This window comes from Caulobacter sp. GW821-FHT10A10 (assembly GCF_059415745.1).
Genome location: NZ_JBWKNV010000002.1, coordinates 554959 through 573720, shown reverse-complemented (window position 1 = coordinate 573720; position 18762 = coordinate 554959). Strand labels below are relative to the sequence as shown.

Below are 18762 nucleotides of genomic sequence, written 5' to 3'. Positions count from 1 at the left end.
GGTCAGCGATCAGGATTCCGAGGCCGTAGACCCCGAAACTTCACAGCCCCAGGATCGAGTCGATCCGGCTTTCGGCCTGGGCGTGGATCGCGCGCTGCTCGACCATGCCCTCCATGCGGGCGTAGCGGCCGTCCTTGCCGGCCTTGCGGCGCAGGCCGTCGGCGGTGACCAGCACCGGCGGACGGCGGGCGTCGGTCAGGGCGCCCAGCAGAGCGGCGAACACCGCCCCGACGGCGGCGGCGGCCACGGGGCCGGCGAAGTCGATCAGGGTCTCGCCGAACACCGCGTGCATCTCGAGCAGCAGGTGCTCGCGATTGACCTGGTGCGACAGGATCTGCAGCGACCAGGCCGCCACGCCCTGCACGACGCCGGCCAGCACGACCGCGATCACCACCCCCACGAAGCGGGGGCGCCAGAAGAGCCCGAGCAGGGCTCCCAGGAACGCGAAGGCGGCCAGCAGGATCATGGAAGGAAACTAAGACCCTCCTTTCTCAAGGTCGGGTTAAGAGCCCGCCGCGGCGGGGCGCCGCACCTTACGCACGCGTGATCTTTCCCAACCGGAATTTCCGTCCTACGGTGACGGCAATTCAAACTAACGTTTAAACAGGGAAGAAGCGCCATGCGCGAAGCGGTCATCGTCTCTTACGCTCGGACCGGTCTGGCGAAGTCCGTCCGCGGCGGCTTCAACAACACCCATGGCGCGGCCATGGCCGGCCACGCCATCCAGCACGCCGTGTCGCGCGCCGGCCTGGAAGGCGCGGAAGTGGAAGACGTCGTCCTGGGCTGCGGCGGTCCCGAAGGCGCCACCGGCATGAACGTGGCCCGCAACGCCGCCATCTGGGCCGGCCTGCCGGTCACCACCTCGGGCCAGACCGTCAACCGCTTCTGCTCGTCGGGCCTGCAGGCGATCGCGACCGCCGCCAACTACGTCCGCAACGACGGCGCCCCCGTGGCCATCGGCGGCGGCGTGGAGTCGATCTCGCTGGTCAACGCCGGCGGCCACATGAACCGCTTCCACATCACCGAAGAAAAGCTGATGCGCGAGAAGCCCGCGCTGTGGATGGCGATGATCGACACCGCCGACATCGTGGCCAAGCGCTACAACGTCGGCCGCGAATACCAGGACGAATACGCTCTTCGTAGCCAACAGCGGATTGCGGCAGCGCAGGCCGCCGGCCTGTTCGACGACGAGATCGTGCCGATGGCCACCAAGATGAAGGTGGTCAACAAGGAGACCAAGGAAGAGAGCCTGGTCGACTACGTGGTCAGCAAGGACGAGTGCAATCGTCCGGAGACCACGCTGGAAGGCCTGGCTAAGCTGGAGCCGGTGAAGGGTCCCGGCAACTTCGTCACCGCCGGCAACGCCAGCCAGCTGTCGGACGGCGCCGCCGCCGTGGTGGTGATGGAGGCCAAGGAGGCCGCCCGCCGCAATCTGGAGCCGCTGGGCCTGTTCAAGGGCTTCGCCATCGCGGGCTGCGAGCCCGACGAGATGGGCATCGGCCCGGTCTTCGCCGTGCCGCGCCTGCTGGAACGCCACGGCCTGAAGGTCGACGACATCGACCTGTGGGAACTGAACGAGGCCTTCGCCAGTCAGTGCCTCTACAGCCGAGACCGCCTAGGCATCGATCCGGAGAAGTACAACGTCAACGGTGGCTCCATCGCCATCGGCCACCCGTTCGGCATGACCGGCGCCCGCTGCGCCGGCCACCTGCTGCTGGAAGGCAAGCGCCGCAAGGCCAAGCTCGGCGTGGTGACCATGTGCATCGGCGGCGGCATGGGCGCGGCGGGTCTGTTCGAGATCTTTTGATCCTCGCCCTTAACCTCCTCGTCATCCCGGAAAGCGCGCAGCGCTTATCCGGGACCCAGGGGACTGGGCGCGGCGAATGGATCATCCGCCCTTCCAGGAGCCGGCGCATTGCGGCGGCCCCTGGGTCCCGGCTCTCCGCGCTACGCGCTCCGGCCGGGATGACGGTCTAATAGTGCGCGAGGATCAGACCCCCAGATCCTTCCGCACGAACCGATAGGTCTCGCGCTTCTCGCAGGCGCAGGCCTTCATCTGGCCGTCCGGCGTCCACCACACCAGCAGCGGATAGGCGAAGTTCACGCCGTTGGCCTTGAGCAGCGGCCGCAGGTCTTCGACCGACTTGCGGCCGGCCTCGATGACGGCGGTGCGGGCGATGTCGCCGTCGGCGGGTTTCACGCCCGGGGCCTTCCAGGCCTCGACCGGGGTGGCGTCCCACTTTTCGGCCAGCTCCCAAGAGCGGTTGATCCACAGCTCGGCCACCGTCGCGCGCTCCACCGGCGTCGATTTCGGCACGCCGTTGCGGTCGGCGCGGGCGATCTCGATCAAGCGGGTGTCGATCCCCGCCTTGTGCAGCTTGGGATACTCTTCCTTCTTGAAGCGGATGCAGTCGGGGCAGGTGCGGAAGCTGACCATGTAGAGCTTGCCGCCCTTCAGGCCCGGCGACACCCAGCCGGAGCCTTCGAGGATCTTGGCGATCTCGGCCTGGTTCTTGGTGATCGTCTTGGGCCGCCAGCGCAGGTCGAAGTTCCACCACGCCCAGAGGCCGGCGCCGACCACCGCCACGACGACCACCAGGCCGGCCCACAGCTTGAACTTCTTCATCTCTACCGATCCTCTGGGGATTGCTTGAGCTGGTGATAGGACGCCGCGCGCGTCGCGGCGACGGCAAAATTCCTGAAAGCCGCTTGAGGCCCGCGTCGGGGACTCTAGATTGGCGCGATGTCCATGTCACAGGCGCCCGCGACCGCCGCCCCCCTAGAAATCGACCTGCCCGACGAGGCCGCCACCAAGGGCCTCGGCGAGCGGCTGGCCGCCGTGCTGTTTCCGGGCGCGGCCCTGTGCCTCTACGGTCCGCTCGGCGCCGGCAAGTCGACCCTGGCCCGCGCCCTGGTGCGCGCCCTGACCTCGCCCGAGGAAGAGGTGCCCAGCCCGACCTTCACCCTGGTGCAGTTCTACGAGGCGGAAGGCTTCCCGCTGGCCCATTTCGACCTCTATCGCCTGGAGGATCCGGACGAGGCCTACGAGATCGGCCTGGCCGAAGCCCTGGAGGACGGCGCGGCCCTGATCGAATGGCCCCAGCGCCTGGAGGGTCGTCTGCCGCCCGACCGACTCGATGTAGAGATTTCGCCGGTTCTGGATGAGCCGACGGGCGAGGCCCGCCGCGTCCGCATCACCCCGTACGGCGCCTTCAAGGAACGCAAGCTTGAGCTCTGACCGCGAAACCCTGAAGGCCGACTTCCTGGCCCGCCAAGGCTATGGCGACGTGCGCCGCCAGCCGCTGGGCGGCGACGCCTCGACCCGCTCCTACGAGCGCCTGCATCGCGGCGAGCAGACCTTCATCTTCATGGACCAGCCGCCGGCCCTGGAGACCGCCCCCTGCCCGCCGAACGCGACGCCGGACGAGCGCCGCGCGCTGGGCTTCAACGCCGCCTATCGCCTGGCCGCCGGCCGGGTGGACGCCTTCGTGGCCGTGGCCGGCTGGCTGCGCGCACAGGGGCTTTCGGCTCCCGAGGTGCTGGCCGCCGAACCGGCCCTGGGCCTGGCTGTGCTGGAAGACCTGGGCGACGACCTCTATGCCAGCGTGATCGCGGCAGGCGGCGACGAGCCCTTGATGTACGACGCCGCCGTCGACGCGCTGGTGGCGCTGCACGCCGCCAAGCCCCCGGCGGTGCTGGAAGCCGGCGGCTCGACCTGGCCGCTGCTGACCTATGACGACCTCGCTTTGCAGATGGCTCAGGACCTGTTCGTCGAGTGGCTGCCCAAGCTGAAGCCCGTGACCTTCGACGCCGCCGCCCTGGAAGAATGGCAGGCGCTCTGGAGCCCGATCCGCGCCCGGGCCGAGGCCGGAGCCAGCGTCTTCTGCCATCGCGACTATCACGCCGAAAACCTGCTGTGGCTGCCCGATCGCGTGGGTCCCGCGCGCGTCGGCCTGATCGATTTCCAGGACGCCGTGGTCGGCCACCCGGCCTGGGACTTCTCGATGCTGCTGCACGACGCCCGCCGGGATGTCTCTCCGGAGATCGAGGCTCGCGGCCTCGACCGCTACCTGGCAGCCCGCCCTGACCTCGATCGCACGCAGTTCCTGGCCGACTATCACGCGCTGGGGGCGCTCAACATCGCCCGCATCCTCGGCATCTTCGCCCGCCTGGTCACCCGCGACGGCAAGCCGAAGTACGAAAGCTTCATGCCCCGCCTGTGGCGCTATCTCGACAGCTGTCTGACCGATCCGGCGCTGGCGGGGCTGAAGGCCTGGTTCGACGCCCACGTCCCGGCGGAGGCCCGCTCGTGAGCGCCTCTCCGAAAAAAGCGATGGTGCTGGCCGCCGGCCTCGGCACCCGCATGCGCCCGCTGACCAACGACCGGCCCAAGGCGCTGGTGGAAGTCGCCGGCCGCACCCTGGTGGATCACATGCTCGACCGCCTGGCCGAGGCCGGGGTCGAGACCGCCGTGGTCAACGTCCACGCCTTCGCCGACCGGCTGGAGGGTCATCTGAAGGCCCGCACCGGCGCCCCCACGATCGTCATTTCCGACGAGCGCGGCGAGCTGCTGGAAACCGCCGGCGGTCTGCGCAAGGCCCGGCCGCTGCTGGGCGAAGAGCCGGTGTTCGTCGCCAATATCGACTCCGTCTGGACCGAAGATGGCGCGGCCGCGATCGACAGCCTCGCCAAGGCCTGGGATCCGGAAAGGATGGACGTCTGCCTGCTGCTGGCGCGGCTGGACCGCACGCTCGGCTTCGACGGGGCCGGCGACTTCTTCCTGGCCGACGACGGGGTGCTGACCTTCCGGGGCGAGGCCCCCAGCGCGCCTTTCGCCTATATGGGCGTGCACATCTGCAAGCCGGACCTGGTCGATGACGGCCCCGAGGGCGCGTTCTCGCTGGCGACGATCTGGCGCAAGCTCGCGCCCCAGGGCCGCGTGCACGGCGTGGTGATGGACGGCTTCTGGATGCACGTCGGCGATCCCGGCGCCCGCGACGAGGCCGAGGCCAAACTGGCGCAGGCGCAAACGGGATGAGCGGCCCGGCCGGTTCCGGCTGGTTCTCGATCCCGGCCCACCGGCCGTTCGTCGACGACGTGGCCGCCGGCCTCCTCGAGCGGCTGGCCCACCTGGGTCCCGACGCCCTGTCGCACGCCACCCTGCTGACCCCGACCCGCCGCGGCGCCCGCGCCCTGGCCGACGCCTTCGTGGCGGCCGGCGGCGGACGGGCCGTGCTTCTGCCGCAGATCCGCCCCCTGGGCGACCTCGACGAGGGCGAGCCGCCGTTCGAGCCAGGCGATCTGGCGCTGGACCTGCCCCCGGCCGTCTCCAGTCGTCGCCGCCGGTTCGAGCTGGCGCGGCTGGTGCACGACAACGCTTCCCTGCTCGACAGCCCGCCCAGCGCCGGCCAGGCCCTGGAGATGGCCAAGGCCGTGTCGGACCTGCTCGACAGCTGCCAGATCGAGGAGGTCCCGATCATCGAGCGCCTCGACGGCCTGGCCGACGGCGATCTGGCCGCCCACTGGCAGGTCTCGGCGCGGTTCATCCGGGCCATGGTCGAGGGCTGGACCGCGCGATTGGCGGACCTTCAGATGATGGACGTCGCCGCCCGGCGGGTCGAACTCCTGAACGCCCTGACCAAACAATGGACCGACAATCCGCCGCCCGGCGTCCTGGTGGCCGCTGGCTCTACGGGCACCGCCCCGGCGACGGCGAACCTGCTGATCGCCATTTCCAAGGCGCCGCAGGGCTGCGTCGTCCTTCCTGGCCTGGACGAAGATCTTGCTGACGACGCCTGGGCGCGCGTCGAGGAACAGCACCCGCAGGGCGCCATGCGCCGTCTGCTCCATCGCGCCGAGGTCGATCGCGGCGCCGTCCGTCGCTGGCGCGCCGAGGCCGACAGCCGCGGCCGCTGGCGTCGCCGCCTGGTCAACGAGGCCCTGCGCCCGGCCGAGGCCACCGCCGACTGGCTGGCCCAGATCGCCAAGCTGCGGGCGGAGTCCGCCACGCTCGACCCCATCGCCGAGGGCCTGTCGGGCCTCTCTTTGGTCAATGCGTCCGGCGAGGAAGAGGCGGCCCTGGCCTGCGCCCTGCTGCTCCGCGAGGCGCTGGAGACGCCGGGCAAGACCGCCGCGCTCGTGACCCCCGACCAGCAGCTGGCCCGTCGGGCGGGGCTGTATCTCGCCCGCTGGGGCGTCGTGCCCGACAGCTCGGCCGGCGCGCCCCTGGCCGCCTCGCCCCCCGCCGTCCTGGCCCGCAAGCTGGCGGGGCTCGTCCTGGCGCCGCTGGATCCCGTCGGCCTGCTGGCCGTGGCCAAGCACCCGCTGCTGAAGGCCGAGGAGGCCGCCCGAACGCTGGAACTGCGAGGCCTGCGCGGCTCGGCTCCAACCGACGCGGCCGCCCTCGAACGCCGCATCGCCGCCTATCCCGAGGCCGTGGAGCTGGCCCGCCGCATCCACGCCGCCGTCGAGATCGCCGCCGAGCCTTACGCCGCCGGCCCCGTCGCCCCGCCGCACCTAGCGGCAGAAGCGCTGGCCAAGGCGCTGGAGAGCCTGGCCGAGCCCCAGGCCCTTTGGGCCGGCTCCGGCGGCGAAGCCCTGGCGGCGCTGATCTCGGCCCTGATCGACGACGGCCAGGCCCTGCCGCCGACCAATCCCCTGGGCTTCCTCGACCTGCTGGGCCGGCTGGTCGACGAGGAGACCCTGCGGGTCGGCGGCGCCACCCATCCTCAGCTGCGCATGCTGGGCGCCATCGAGGCCCGCCTCGTGCGCGCCGACCGGCTGATCCTGGCCGGACTGGAAGAAGGCGTCTGGCCGCAGGCCGCGCCGATCGACCCGTTTCTGTCGCGGCCGATGCGCGAGAAGCTCGGCCTGCCGCCGCCCGAGCGCAAGATCGGCCTCACCGCCCACGACTTCGCCCAGGCCGCCAGCGCCCCCGACGTCATCCTGGTGCACAGCCAGCGCCGGGGCGGCGCGCCGGCCGTCGAAAGCCGCTGGCTGTGGCGGATGAAGACCCTGGCGCGCGGCGCCAACCTGACCCTGACCGAGCGCCCCGACGTGCTGGACTGGGCCCGCGCCCTGGACGCCCCCGGCCCCTACGCCCCGGTAAGGCGCCCTGCCCCCTGCCCGCCGGTCGCCGACCGTCCGCGCAAGATGGCCGTCACCCGCGTCGAGGCCCTGACGCGCGATCCCTACGCCGTCTGGGCGCGCGACATCCTCAAGCTCTATCCCCTCGACCGTCCCGACGAGCCGGTGGAGGCCCGGGCGCGCGGCACGGCCATCCACGCGGCCTTCGAGGTGTTCGCCGAGACCTACCCGCAGGCGCTGCCGGCCAACGGCGCGGAGATCTTCGAGGGCCTCTACATCGCCGAGCTGGTCGCCGCCGGCATGCCGCCCTCGGCCCTGGCCCGCGAACGCGCCCTGGCCCGCGAGGCGGCCCTGTGGGTCATGGACCTGGAGGCCCGCCGCCGCGCGGGGGCGGAAAAGATCGTGGTCGAGGCCGCCGGCGAGATCACCTTCCAGGTCGACGGCCGTCCCTTCACCCTGACGGCCAAGACCGACCGCCTGGAGCCGACCCGCGACGGGCTTTCCGCCCACATTCTCGACTACAAGACCGGCGCCGCCCCCAGCCAGAAGCAGGTCGACACCGGCTTCTCGCCGCAGCTGACCCTGACGGCCGCCATCCTACAGAACGGCGGCTTCCCCGAACTCGGCCCGCGCGCGCCCGGGGACCTGACCTATGTCCGCGTCACCGGCCGCCGCCCGGCCGGCGAGGAGCAGACCCGCGCCAAGGCCGGCGGCGAGAGCGAAGACGCCGCCCGCAAGGCTTTCGACGGTCTAGTCGAGCTGATCCGCAGGTACGACGAGCCGACCCGGCCGTATCTCTCCCGCACCGCCCCGCAGTTCGTGCACGACCATGCGGGGGACTACGGCCACCTGGCGCGGGTGTTCGAGTGGTCCACCAGCGGCGATGAGGGGGACGGGGAATGAGGGCGGCTGCCTGCTCAAGGAACCTCCCCCTCTGGGGGAGGCGGCCGAAGGCCGGTGGGGGGGCGTTTTCAGCCGCCGCCGTGTTGGCCCGTGTCGCAAAGACTCCCCCCACCGATCGCTTCGCGATCGCCTCCCCCAGAGGGGGAGGTTCCTCGTGACCGTCCTCGACCCCCAGCGCATCGCCGCCGACCCGGCGATCTCCGCCTTCGTCACGGCCAACGCCGGCTCGGGCAAGACCAAGACCCTGATCGACCGGGTCGCGCGCCTGCTGCTGGGCGGCGCCGAGCCGGCGGCGATCCTGTGCGTGACCTACACCAAGGCCGCCGCCGCCGAGATGCAGCACCGGCTGTTCGACCGGCTGGGCAAGTGGTGCATCACGCCCGACGACGCCCTGCGCGCCGAGATCGCCGACCTCGTGGACCGCCCGGCCAACGAGTTCGATGCGGCCGCCCTGTCCAAGGCCCGCAGCCTGTTCGCCAAGGCGCTGGAGACGCCCGGCGGCCTGAAGATCCAGACCATCCACGCCTTCTGCGAAAAGCTGCTGCGGCGCTTCCCGATCGAGGCCGGGGTCTCGCCCGGCTTCCAGGTGATGGACGACGGCGCCTCGTCGGCCGTGGCCCAGGCCGCCCTGCACAAGCTGGCCGACCACGTCACCCACTCGGGCGACGTGTTCGCCGACGCCTATGCGCGCTTCTCGGTGGCGCTGGATTTCGCCTCGTTCGAGGCGATGTTCGCGACCTTCGAGCACCAGCGCTCGGGCATCGCCGCCTATCTCGATCGCTGCGGCGGGCTGGAGGGCGTGATCGCAGACCTCTGGACGGTCTGCGGCTTCCCCGAACCGACCACCGCCGACGAGGTCGCCGCCGAGGCCATGGCCGATCTCGACCGGGTGCTGTGGCGCTCGGTCGCCGACGTGCTGGCCGGCGGCGGCAAGACCGACATCAAGTGCGGCGAGCAGATGCGGACCGTCGCCCTCAATCCCGGCGCGACGCTGGAAGACGCCCTGGCCGCCCTCTTCACCGAGAAGGGCGTCGGAACGCCCGCGACCTGGCCGGCCAAGACCTCGGGCTTGAAGAGCCGCGAGGATCTGCGCGAACGCCTGCTGGCCGAGCAGGAGCGGCTGGAAGAAGCCCGCGAATACCTCCGCGCCGCCAAGGTGGCCGAGGACAGCGTCGCGGCCCTGCGTCTGGCGGCGCTGTATCTCGCCAAGTTCATCGAGGAGAAGCAGGCCCATGGCGCCCTCGACTTCTCCGACCTGATCGAGAAGACCCGCGACCTGCTGACCAAGCGGGTCGATGCGGCCTGGGTGCTCTACAAGCTGGACGGCGGCGTCAGTCACATCCTGCTCGACGAGGCCCAGGACACCGCCCCCGAGCAGTGGGAGATCCTGTCGGCCCTGACCGAGGACTTCTTCGCCGGGGCCGGGGCGCCGGGCCGCGACGGCAAGGCCGCCGACGGCCGCACCCTGTTCATCGTCGGCGACGAGAAGCAGTCGATCTATTCGTTCCAGGGCGCCCAGCCAGAGCGCCTGCTGATCGAGACGCAGGGCTACATCGCCCGCATCGAGGCCGTCGGCCGGACGGGCAAGGCCGTGCCGCTGTCGATGTCCTACCGCTCGACCCAGCAGGTGCTGAGCTTCGTCGACGCCCTGTTCGAAGCGCCGGACGCGCGACTGGGTCTGGCCCCGACCGGCGAGGACATCCCGGGCCACGAGGCCTTCCGCCGCGACCATCCGGGGTGCGTGGACCTGTGGCCGCTGGAGCGCGAGCCGGTCGCCGCCGAGCGCGAGGCCTGGGATGCGCCGCTGGACGTCGAGACCGAGCAGGGCGCCAACCGCCGCCTGGCCGAGAAGATCGCCGCCGAGATCAAGGCCCTGGTCGAGCGGGGCGATGCGGTGTTCGACAAGGACAGCCGGACTTGGCGACCGGCGCACTACGGCGACGTGCTGGTGCTGGTGCGGCGGCGCAAGGCGCTGTTCGAGGAGGTGCTGCGCGCCCTCAAGCGTAGAGGCGTGCCGGTGGCCGGCGCCGACCGGCTGTCGCTGTCGGCCCACATCGTCTTCGACGACCTGCTGGCGCTGGGCCGCTTCTGCCTGTTCCCGGACGACGACCTGACCCTGGCGGCGCTGCTGAAGAGCCCGTTCTGCGGCCTGGCGGACGATGATCTCTACGCCCTGGCCAAGGGACGGCGCGGGACGCTGTGGACCGTGCTGGCCGCCCGGGCCGACGAGCGGCCGCTGTGGCGCGAGGCCCACGCCCTGCTGGACTGGGCCCTGACCGCCCGCCGTCGCCGCCAGCCCTACGAGTTCTACGCCCTGTTCCTGGGCAAGCTGGACAGCAACGGGACCAGCAACCGCGCCCGCGCCCTGACCCGCCTGGGCGAAGAGGCGGCCGACGCCCTGGACGAGTTCCTGGCCCAGATCACCAACGCCGAGGCCCGGGGCGTGCGGGACCTGGAGACCCTGGTCGCCGAGTTCGCGGCGCTCGACATCGTGGTCAAGCGCGAGATGGAGGGCGTGCGCCGGCAGGTGCGGGTGATGACCGCCCACGGCGCCAAGGGGCTGGAGGCGCCGATCGTCTTCCTGCCCGAGACGACGATGAAGGGCGGGGCGCGCGGCTCGCCGCTGCTCGCCACCGCCGACAAGGGCTATGTCTGGTGCGCCTCGGGCAAGTACGACTGCGAGGCCTCGGCGAGCGCCCGGAAACTGCGCGAGGACAAGGCCCAGCAGGAGGCCTATCGCCTGCTCTATGTGGGCCTGACCCGGGCGCGCGATCGCCTCGTGCTGTGCGGGCGCATCGACGCCCGCACCAAGGACGAGAACGTCGGCGGCTGGTACGCCGCCGCCCGCGCCGCCTTCGCCCATCCGCTGATCGAGGGCGACACCCGGACGGTCGACGAAGAGACCGGAGTGCTGCGCTACGGCCCCGATCCCCTGCCCGCCCCGCCGGCGGCGCAGGCCGAGGAAGCCAAACCCCACGCCCTGCCCGCCTGGGCCCGCAAGGCGGCCGATCCGGTATCGGCCGGCGCCCGCTGGGCCGCGCCCTCGGCGCTGGAGGCCGAGGAAGAAGCGGTCGGCTCGGCGCCCTCGCCCCTGGCCAGGATCGAGGGCCTGGGCCGCTATCGCCGGGGCGAGGTGATCCACCGGCTGCTGCAGCTTCTGCCCGACATCGCGCCGGCCGAGCGCCGAGCGGCCGCCGCGCGGCTGCTGGCGGCCGAGCGCGACCTGACCGATCCCCAGCGGGCCGAGATGACCGCCGCCGCCTTCGGGGTGCTGGAGGACGACCGCTTCGCCGCCGTCTTCGGCCCCGGCTCGCGCGCCGAGGCCGCCCTGGCCGGAGCCGCTTCCAGGCTGCCGCAGGGCATGGCGATCTCGGGCCGGGTCGACCGGCTGGTGGTCTCGCCCGACCGCGTGCTGGTCGTCGATTACAAGACCAACCGCCCCTCGCCCGACCGCATCGAGGACGCCGACCCGGCCTATCTCGCCCAGATGGCGGTCTATGCGGCGGTGCTGGCCGAGATCTTCCCCGGCCGCGAGATCGACGCCGCCATCGTGTGGACGGATGGTCCCAAACTGATGGCCGTTCCAGAAAACGTGCGGGCGGCGGCGCTTTCGCGCCTCTTCTGAGTTATTGCCGGGCGGCTTTCCCACGCCTACATCTTCGGACAAGAGGCGGCTGGAACCGCCACTGTTCTCAATTCCGCGTCGCGGCCGCCCCCGACCCGCGACGCCAGCCAGGAGCCTGACCCATGAGCACCGTGACGGTGACCGACGCCACCTTCGAACAAGACGTCCTGCAAGCCGAGGGCCCCGTGCTCGTCGACTTCTGGGCCGAGTGGTGCGGCCCGTGCAAGCAGATCGCCCCGGCCCTGGAGCAGATCTCCGAAGAGCTCGCCGACCACGTGGTCGTCGCCAAGATCAACATCGAGGACAGCCCGACCACCCCGTCGCGCTACGGCGTGCGCGGCATCCCGACCATGATGCTCTTCCGCGGCGGCCAGATGACCTCGATGAAGGTCGGCGCCATGCCCAAGGCCAAGATCCTGGAATGGCTGACCGAAGCCGGCGTCCAGCAACCGGCCTGAGCCTCGGCTTAGACGTCTGACGAAGAGCCCCGACCGGAAACGGCCGGGGCTTTTTCGTTTGGCGCCAAAGATCCTCCCCCTCTGGGGGAGGTGGCCCGAAGGGCCGGAGGGGGGTCGTTTTCAGCCGCCGGAGAGGTGGCCGGCTTCGCAGACACGCCCCCCACCGATCGCTACGCGATCGCCTCCCCCACAGGGGGAGGTTCCTTGCCTAGAACCCCCGCAGTTCCCCCCAGACCTCGAACGCATCCCGCCGCGAGCGCCACTGGTTCACGGCCGCGTCCTCGTCGGCCACGCCCAGCGCCATGCCCGAGAACACCATGTGGTCGTCCGGCAGGCCCAGGAACTCGGCGGACAGCTTGCCGTAGGCCGACCAGAACTCCTGGGCGCAGGTGGCCAGGCCCGCTTCGGTCGCCAGCAGCATCACCGTCTGCATGTACATGCCCAGGTCCGACCACTGCGGCGGCCCCAACTGGCGATCGATCGAGAAGAACAGCCCCACCGGCGCGCCGAAGAACTCGGCGTTGCGGGCGAACTGCTTCAGGCGGCCCAGCTTGTCCTCGCGAGGGATTTCCAGCGCGCCGTAAAGGTCCTCGCCCACCTGGAAGCGGCGACTCCGGAAGGGCTCCCAGAGATTGGCCGGATAGACGGCGTATTGCGCCTCGTCGGGCGAGCCCAGACGGGCGGCGACCTGGGCCTTGAAGTCGGCCAGCGCGTCGCCGGCGATGGCGTGGACCTTCCAGGGCTGGAGGTTTCCGCCCGAGGGCGCGCGGGCGGCGGCCTCGAGGATGGCCCGCACCGTCTCGCCGGAGACCGGATCGGCCTTGAAGGCTCGCGCAGAAAACCGCGCGGCGACCGCTTCCGACACGCTCATGCCATCAGGCATCAAGGCCTCCCTAACCAACGCGCCCTATCGAGCGTCTCGATCGTTGGCTAGCATCCGGCCGCAAGGTCAAGGCAAGGGGCGTCGAGTTTGAAGGTTCTGCTGCGCAACATCTTCCTGGCGCTGTTCATCGTGCTGTTCGTCGGCCCGATCCTGGCGGTGCTGGTCTATCGCTTCGTCCCCGTGCCGGCGACGCCGCTGATGGTCATCCGCGCCGTCGAGGGCAAGGGCTGGGACCACCGCTGGCGGCCGCTGTCGAAGGTCTCGCCCAGCCTGCCGCGCGCCCTGATCGCCGCCGAGGACCAGCGCTTCTGCGACCACCACGGCTTCGACGTCGAAGCCCTGCAGAAGGCCTACGCCAGCAACGAGAAGGGCGGCAAGATCCGCGGCGGCTCGACCATCAGCCAGCAGACCGCCAAGAACGTCTTCCTGTGGCCGGACCGCTCCTACCTGCGCAAGGGCCTGGAGGCCTGGTTCACGGTGCTGATCGAGCTGGGCTGGGGCAAGGAGCGGATCATGGAGGTCTATCTGAACTCCATCGAGTTCGGCCCCGGCATCTACGGCGCCGAGGCCGCCGCCCAGCGCTACTTCAAGACCAGCGCCGCCAGGTTGACCCCGGCCCAGTCGGCGCGACTGGCGGCGATCCTGCCCAGCCCCCTGAAGTGGAAGGTCGTCAAGCCGGGCCGCTACGTTCAGAAGCGGTCGCGCAAGATCGGCGCGGCCTCGGGCGCGGTGCGCCGCAACGGCCTCGAAGCCTGCGTGATCTGAACGAAGAAAAAGAGGGAGGAAGTCCGATGGCGATAGCGCCAGGTCCCACGCTGGAGACCGCCCGCCTGATCCTGCGCCCCACCGGCGCCCAGGACCTCGACGGCTGGGCCGAACTGATGGGCGACGCGCAGGCCGCCCAATATATCGGCGGCTACCAGAACCGCGACACCGCCTGGCGCGGCATGGCCAGCATGGCCGGCTCGTGGGCGATGAACGGCTTTGGCATGTTCTCGCTGATCGAGAAGACGACCGGCGAGTGGGTCGGCCGCATCGGCCCCTGGCGGCCGGAGGGTTGGCCGGGGACCGAGGTCGGCTGGAGCCTGATCCGTCGCGCCTGGGGCAAGGGCTATGCGGTGGAAGCCGCGAGCGCGACCATCGACTGGGCCTTCGATCACCTGGGCTGGGACGAGGTGATCCACTGCATCCACCCGGACAACGTCGCCTCGCAGCAGGTGGCGACGCGGTTGGGGTCGAGGAACCGGGGGCCAAAGCCGCTGCCGGCGCCGTATTCGGAGGTGCCCAACGAGGTTTGGGGGCAGACGAAGGACGAGTGGAAGGCGCGCAGCTAGCTTATGCGACACTCAAGGGACCTCCCCCTCTGGGGGAGGCGGCCGAAGGCCGGTGGGGGGACGTTTTCAGCTTCCGAGGCGTTGGCCGACTAGGCAGTCACTCCCCCCACCGATCGCTTCGCGATCACCTCCCCCACAGGGGGAGGTTCCTCAAAGGCGGGCGTCCCGACCTAAGCCCTCGGCCGCCACCCGTCCGGCGCCAGTTCGAACCCTTCGAACCGGAACCCCGGCGCCACGGTGCAACCCACCAGGGTCCACGCCCCCAGCGACACCGCCGTCTGCCACCAGCCGACCGGCACCACCACCTGCGGCCGGCAGCCGGCCCGCAGGTCCGGACCCAGCGTGTGCGGCGTCATGCCGACGCCGTCGGGCGGCGACAGGGTCAGCGAGATCGGGGCGCCGGCGTACCAGTGCCAGACCTCGACCGCGTCGATGCGGTGCCAGGCCGACATCTGCTCGGCCTCCAGCAGATAGTAGATCGCCGTCGAGGCCGGGCGGCCCTCGGCGTTGGGGGTGTCCTCGAACACCCGCACGTACCAGCCGCCCTCGGGGTGCGGCGCCATTCCCAGCAGGCGCACGATCTCATTGGCGCCCAGGTCGCCAGAGATGCCGGCAATCGTCATCGAACTCATCCCTTGAAACTGTCCTTGGCCGCGCGGATCTCGGCGAAGGCCTGGGCCGGCGCCAGGCCGGGCCGCAGCAGCGGCGCGCGCAGGAACGGATTGGTGGCCTTCTCCAGGCCGATGCTGGTGGGCACGGTGGCCTCGCCGCGCTCGCGGGCGGCGAACACCGCGTCCGCCCGCGCCTTCAGGGCCGGATCTGTGTCGACCGACAGGGCGAAGCGGGCGTTGGAGGCGGTGTATTCGTGGGCGCAGTAGACGGTGGTGTCGTCGGGCAGGGCCGCCAGGCGCGACAGCGAGGCCCACATCTGCTCGGGATCGCCCTCGAACATCCGCCCGCAGCCCAGGGCGAACAGGGTGTCGCCGACGAAGGCGATACGGTCGGCCGCGTCGTGATAGGCCACGTGACCCAGGGTGTGGCCGCCGCTGTCGATCACGGTGAACTCCGTCTCGCCCAGCACCACGACCTCGCCGGGTCGCGCCTCATGGTGCAGCGGCGCTATTCTGGTCACTTCCTGCGGTCCGATGATGGTCGCGCCGGTGGCCGCATGAACCTTCTCGTTGCCGCCGGCGTGGTCGGGGTGCCAGTGGGTGTTGAGGATCATGTCGAGGCCCCAGCCCAGCTTTTCCAGCTGCGCGAGGATGGCGTCGGCGTCCGGCGTGTCGATGCAGGCGGTCTTGCCGGTCGCGACATCGCGCACGAGAAAGCCGTAATTGTCGGACAGGCAGGGAAACTGGTGGATTTCGAGCGGCATGCGGACGGCCTCGGTCACGGACGGGGGTCGGCGGGCGTGACGTGAAGGATTCGCCCGCCTAAATAAGTGACGCCTGGGCCACGGAGATTCAATGCGCCGCGACGTGCTCGACCTCAGGGCCTTCTACGCCGCCCCGCTCGGCCGGGTGGCGCGGGAGATGCTCGGCCGCAAGGTGGCCGAGGCCTGGGGCGACGCCAACGGGCTGGACGTGCTGGGCCTGGGCTACGCCACCCCCTTCCTGGACGAATGCCGCGCCAAGGCCCGCCGCGTCGTGGCCGCCATGCCCGCCACCCAAGGCGTGGAAGTCTGGCCCGGCGGCGAGCGCAACCAGGCCGCGCTCGTCGAAGAAACCGCCCTGCCCTTTCCCAACGCCATGTTCGACCGGATCCTGGCCGTCCACGCCCTGGAGGAGGCCGACGACCCGGCCGCCGTGCTGCGCGAGATCTGGCGGGTCATGGCGCCGTCCGGCCGGCTGATCGTCGCCGTGGCCTCGCGCGACGGGGTCTGGGCGGGGGCCGAGAGCACGCCTTTCGGGCACGGCCGCCCGTTCAGCCGCAGCCAGCTGGAAAGCCTGCTGCGCGAGGCCGACCTGGAGCCCGCCGGCTGGACCCGCGCCCTCTACGCGCCGCCGATGGCCTTCACCGCCGGCTGGGCCGAGGGCTTCGAGCAGGTCGGCGCGCGCCTGTGGCCGCGCTTCGCCGGGCTGATCCTGATGGAGGCGGTCAAGCAGACCTTCGCGGTCAAGCCGCGCGGCACGCGGGCCCGGGCGCGGGTGTTCGCGCCGGTCATGCCGCCCGTTCCGGCGGGCGCGGCGCCTGTTCGGAAGGCGCCGGGAACCGTAAGGACCGGAATACTATTGGAAGCTGTGGCGGCAGGGCCTAGCCTGGAGTCGCCGACACAGCCGTAACCGGCCGCGTATGAAGGGGATGCCGCGCCATGAAGATGATCGTCGCCGTGATCAAGCCCAGCCGCCTGGACGCCGTGCTCGAAGCGGTCACAGAAGCCGGCGCTTCGGGCCTGACGGTGACCGAAGTGCGCGGCTACGGCCGCCAGAAGGGCAAGACCGAGGTCTATCGCGGCGCCGAGTACGAGGTGAAGCTGCTGCCGAAGGTCAAGCTCGAGATCGCCGTGCCCACCGACGTGGCCGACGCGGTGATCGAGGCCCTGCAGCGCACCGCCAACACAGGCAAGATCGGCGACGGCAAGGTCTTCGTCATGGACCTGGAGCAGGCCCTGCGCATCCGCACCGGCGAGCGCGACGCCGCCGCCATCGCCGGCTGACCGCCGCAACGCGCGGCGGGATGATTTAAAACAAGCCAGGCCCGCAAGCGGAGCCTTAGTCTGTCGCGCGCGTTATGGGTGACAGTACGGGCGTAGGGGCGACATGGCAGAATCCGAATCCGTCTTCTGTCCCGGCTCGACCTGCTGGCGGGTCGAGACCGCCGACCGTCTGGCGCTGTTCATCGACAACGACGAGGCCTTCGACGCGTTGAAGGCCCTGCTGCTGTCGGCCAAGCACTCGATCTGGATCCTGGCCTGGGTGTTCGATCCGCTCACCCGGCTCGATCCCGACCGGGTGAAGAAGAGCCGCGATCCCGAGCACGCCGACCGCATCGGCCTGTTGCTACGCCGGCAGGCGGCGCTGAACCCGGCGCTGGACGTGCGGGTGCTGGCCTGGGACATGCCGTTCCCGATCGCCGCCTCGCAGCTGTTCGGCCCGCAGCGCGGCGCAGCCTTCTTCGCCGGCTCCAAGGTCAAGTACCGCCTCGACAACACCCTGCCGGCCAGCGCCTGCCATCACCAGAAGGTGGTGGTGGTCGACGGGGTCACGGCCCTGGTCAGCGGCGGCGACATCGGCGTCGATCGCTGGGACACCACCGCCCACCTCGACAACGATCCGCGCCGGCGCCTGCCCACCGGCCATCACTATCCGGCCCGCCACGAAGTCGCCGCCCTGGTCGACGGCCGCACGGCCGAGGCGCTGGGCGAGCTTTTCGCCGAGCGCTGGCGCAAGGCCACCGGCGAGGCCCTCGATCCGCCGCAGCGTCCGGCGATCACGCCCTGGCCCGAAGGCCTGACGCCGCTGCTGCGTCGCGTGCCGGTGGCTATCGCCCGCACCCAGCCGGCCTGGCGCCACGACCCCGAGATCACCGAGTGCCTGCAGCTGCACCTGCAGACCATCCGCACTGCCCAGTGGCTGATCTATGTGGAGAACCAGTACCTGACCTCGCCGATCGTGGTCGAAGCCCTGGCCGAGCGCCTGGCCGAGCCCGACGGCCCCGAGGTGGTGACCATCGGCCCGGCCCGCAGCCCGAGCTATTTCGACCAGGTCACCATGGACAGCGCCCGCACCGCGGCGATCAACCGTCTGCGCGAGGTCGACGTCCACGGCCGCTTCTACGCCTTCAGCGCCCGCACGCCCAAGGGCGCGCCGATCATCGTCCACTCGAAGGTGGCGGTGGCCGACGACCGGGTGCTGCGGCTGGGCTCGGCCAATCTCAACAACCGTTCGATCGGGCTCGACACCGAATGCGACATCGGCTTCGAGGCCCGCGACGAGGACGAGCGCCTGGCCATCGCCGCCTTCCTGGGCCGGCTGGTCGGCCACTTCCTGGGGGTCGAGACCGAGGTGCTGCTGGAGGCCTTCCTGGAATATGGCGGCCTTGGTCCCGCCATCGAGGCCCTGGACGGCAAGACCGGCCCGCGCCGGCTGGAGCCGGTGGGCGTGGTCCCGCTGACGGGCCTCAAGAAGTTCGTCGCCGACTGGAGCCTGGGCGACGCCATCGCCCCCGACGACGCCTGGCGTCCCTGGGGCCGCCGCAAGCGGCTGCGGCACGACCTGGCGCGGCTGACCGCGCCGCCGCCCGAGCCGCCGGAGCATTTGCAATTGTAGACCCCTCTCTCATGGAGAGAGGGAGGGGCCCACGCCGTAGGCGTGGGAGGGTGAGAGGGTACACCCTCGCAGAATTGAGCGCCCAATCATCGTCATCCCGGAAAGCCCGCAGGGCTTATCCGGGACCCAGAGGGACTGGGCTCGACGGTCAGTTCAAACACCCAGCAGACACCGGCACATTGCCGTTGCCCCTAGGTCCCGGGTC

Annotated in this window: 17 protein-coding genes; 12 read left to right on the top strand and 5 right to left on the bottom strand. The window is 70.9% G+C overall.

Annotated features, from left to right (window positions below; genetic code table 11):
* Positions 1-40: 40 nt before the first annotated feature.
* Positions 41-466: a hypothetical protein gene (locus tag AC07NS_RS07535; protein WP_494602529.1), complete on the bottom strand. Its 426-nt coding sequence runs from the start codon at positions 464-466 to the stop codon at positions 41-43.
* Positions 467-619: 153 nt separating this feature from the next.
* On the opposite strand from AC07NS_RS07535, the gene AC07NS_RS07530 reads away from it, so the two are divergent.
* Entirely contained in the window at positions 620-1807 is a 1188-nt protein-coding gene (locus AC07NS_RS07530; RefSeq protein ID WP_494602527.1) for an acetyl-CoA C-acyltransferase, read from the top strand.
* 183 nt (positions 1808-1990) lie between these two features.
* On the opposite strand, the gene AC07NS_RS07525 is transcribed toward AC07NS_RS07530, so the two are convergent.
* Positions 1991-2626, bottom strand: a complete 636-nt coding sequence (locus AC07NS_RS07525; protein ID WP_494596898.1) for a hypothetical protein — start codon at positions 2624-2626, stop codon at positions 1991-1993.
* A gap of 123 nt (positions 2627-2749) precedes the next feature.
* Between AC07NS_RS07525 and tsaE the strand changes: the two genes are divergently transcribed.
* The 6 genes from tsaE to trxA all read left to right on the top strand — a co-directional run bounded on the left by tsaE (position 2750) and on the right by trxA (position 12072).
* Positions 2750-3238 (top strand): tRNA (adenosine(37)-N6)-threonylcarbamoyltransferase complex ATPase subunit type 1 TsaE, encoded by a 489-nt coding sequence (gene tsaE / locus AC07NS_RS07520; protein WP_494602525.1) that lies wholly within the window; start codon positions 2750-2752, stop codon positions 3236-3238.
* Positions 3228-4313, top strand: a complete 1086-nt coding sequence (amgK, locus tag AC07NS_RS07515) for an N-acetylmuramate/N-acetylglucosamine kinase AmgK (RefSeq protein ID WP_494602523.1) — start codon at positions 3228-3230, stop codon at positions 4311-4313. Before tsaE ends, amgK begins: the two co-directional genes overlap by 11 nt.
* 20 nt (positions 4314-4333) lie before the next feature.
* Complete coding sequence (gene murU / locus AC07NS_RS07510; protein WP_494602838.1) at positions 4334-5038, top strand: N-acetylmuramate alpha-1-phosphate uridylyltransferase MurU; 705 nt, start codon at positions 4334-4336, stop codon at positions 5036-5038.
* On the top strand, positions 5035-7989 hold the full coding sequence (addB, locus tag AC07NS_RS07505) for a double-strand break repair protein AddB (RefSeq protein WP_494602521.1): 2955 nt from the start codon (positions 5035-5037) through the stop codon (positions 7987-7989). Before murU ends, addB begins: the two co-directional genes overlap by 4 nt.
* Entirely contained in the window at positions 7970-11614 is a 3645-nt protein-coding gene (gene addA / locus AC07NS_RS07500) for a double-strand break repair helicase AddA (protein ID WP_494602519.1), read from the top strand. Before addB ends, addA begins: the two co-directional genes overlap by 20 nt.
* 122 nt (positions 11615-11736) lie before the next feature.
* Entirely contained in the window at positions 11737-12072 is a 336-nt protein-coding gene (gene trxA, locus AC07NS_RS07495) for a thioredoxin (protein WP_487289975.1), read from the top strand.
* Positions 12073-12280: 208 nt separating this feature from the next.
* Here trxA and AC07NS_RS07490 read toward each other — a convergent pair whose 3' ends face one another.
* A complete protein-coding gene (locus AC07NS_RS07490) occupies positions 12281-12943 on the bottom strand; it encodes a nitroreductase (RefSeq protein WP_494602837.1) in 663 nt (220 codons plus the stop codon).
* Positions 12944-13042: 99 nt separating this feature from the next.
* On the opposite strand from AC07NS_RS07490, the gene mtgA reads away from it, so the two are divergent.
* Both mtgA and AC07NS_RS07480 read left to right on the top strand, forming a co-directional pair.
* Positions 13043-13720 (top strand): monofunctional biosynthetic peptidoglycan transglycosylase, encoded by a 678-nt coding sequence (mtgA, locus tag AC07NS_RS07485; RefSeq protein WP_494602518.1) that lies wholly within the window; start codon positions 13043-13045, stop codon positions 13718-13720.
* 26 nt (positions 13721-13746) lie between these two features.
* Positions 13747-14289: a GNAT family N-acetyltransferase gene (locus AC07NS_RS07480; RefSeq protein ID WP_494602517.1), complete on the top strand. Its 543-nt coding sequence runs from the start codon at positions 13747-13749 to the stop codon at positions 14287-14289.
* 170 nt (positions 14290-14459) lie between these two features.
* On the opposite strand, the gene AC07NS_RS07475 is transcribed toward AC07NS_RS07480, so the two are convergent.
* Together AC07NS_RS07475 and gloB are read right to left on the bottom strand one after the other, a co-directional pair.
* Positions 14460-14912 carry a cupin domain-containing protein gene (locus AC07NS_RS07475; protein ID WP_494602515.1) on the bottom strand — a complete coding sequence of 151 codons (453 nt, stop codon included), beginning with the start codon at positions 14910-14912 and terminating at the stop codon, positions 14460-14462.
* A 5-nt stretch (positions 14913-14917) separates the two neighbouring features.
* Complete coding sequence (gene gloB / locus AC07NS_RS07470; RefSeq protein WP_494602836.1) at positions 14918-15664, bottom strand: hydroxyacylglutathione hydrolase; 747 nt, start codon at positions 15662-15664, stop codon at positions 14918-14920.
* Between the two features lie 91 nt (positions 15665-15755).
* Between gloB and AC07NS_RS07465 the strand changes: the two genes are divergently transcribed.
* The 3 genes from AC07NS_RS07465 to AC07NS_RS07455 all read left to right on the top strand — a co-directional run bounded on the left by AC07NS_RS07465 (position 15756) and on the right by AC07NS_RS07455 (position 18557).
* Positions 15756-16571, top strand: a complete 816-nt coding sequence (locus AC07NS_RS07465; protein ID WP_494602514.1) for a class I SAM-dependent methyltransferase — start codon at positions 15756-15758, stop codon at positions 16569-16571.
* 29 nt (positions 16572-16600) lie between these two features.
* Complete coding sequence (locus tag AC07NS_RS07460) at positions 16601-16945, top strand: P-II family nitrogen regulator (RefSeq protein ID WP_110120108.1); 345 nt, start codon at positions 16601-16603, stop codon at positions 16943-16945.
* Between the two features lie 103 nt (positions 16946-17048).
* On the top strand, positions 17049-18557 hold the full coding sequence (locus AC07NS_RS07455) for a phospholipase D-like domain-containing protein (protein WP_494602512.1): 1509 nt from the start codon (positions 17049-17051) through the stop codon (positions 18555-18557).
* Positions 18558-18762 lie beyond the last annotated feature (205 nt).

Coding starts and splice junctions, on each gene's coding strand:
- AC07NS_RS07535 (WP_494602529.1), bottom strand. CDS start 466: ATGATCCTGCTGGCCGCCTTCGCGTTCCTGGGAGCCCTGCTCGGGCTC.
- AC07NS_RS07530 (WP_494602527.1), top strand. CDS start 620: ATGCGCGAAGCGGTCATCGTCTCTTACGCTCGGACCGGTCTGGCGAAG.
- AC07NS_RS07525 (WP_494596898.1), bottom strand. CDS start 2,626: ATGAAGAAGTTCAAGCTGTGGGCCGGCCTGGTGGTCGTCGTGGCGGTG.
- tsaE (WP_494602525.1), top strand. CDS start 2,750: ATGTCACAGGCGCCCGCGACCGCCGCCCCCCTAGAAATCGACCTGCCC.
- murU (WP_494602838.1), top strand. CDS start 4,334: ATGGTGCTGGCCGCCGGCCTCGGCACCCGCATGCGCCCGCTGACCAAC.
- addB (WP_494602521.1), top strand. CDS start 5,035: ATGAGCGGCCCGGCCGGTTCCGGCTGGTTCTCGATCCCGGCCCACCGG.
- addA (WP_494602519.1), top strand. CDS start 7,970: ATGAGGGGGACGGGGAATGAGGGCGGCTGCCTGCTCAAGGAACCTCCC.
- trxA (WP_487289975.1), top strand. CDS start 11,737: ATGAGCACCGTGACGGTGACCGACGCCACCTTCGAACAAGACGTCCTG.
- AC07NS_RS07490 (WP_494602837.1), bottom strand. CDS start 12,943: ATGAGCGTGTCGGAAGCGGTCGCCGCGCGGTTTTCTGCGCGAGCCTTC.
- AC07NS_RS07480 (WP_494602517.1), top strand. CDS start 13,747: ATGGCGATAGCGCCAGGTCCCACGCTGGAGACCGCCCGCCTGATCCTG.
- AC07NS_RS07475 (WP_494602515.1), bottom strand. CDS start 14,912: ATGACGATTGCCGGCATCTCTGGCGACCTGGGCGCCAATGAGATCGTG.
- gloB (WP_494602836.1), bottom strand. CDS start 15,664: ATGCCGCTCGAAATCCACCAGTTTCCCTGCCTGTCCGACAATTACGGC.
- AC07NS_RS07465 (WP_494602514.1), top strand. CDS start 15,756: ATGCGCCGCGACGTGCTCGACCTCAGGGCCTTCTACGCCGCCCCGCTC.
- AC07NS_RS07460 (WP_110120108.1), top strand. CDS start 16,601: ATGAAGATGATCGTCGCCGTGATCAAGCCCAGCCGCCTGGACGCCGTG.
- AC07NS_RS07455 (WP_494602512.1), top strand. CDS start 17,049: ATGGCAGAATCCGAATCCGTCTTCTGTCCCGGCTCGACCTGCTGGCGG.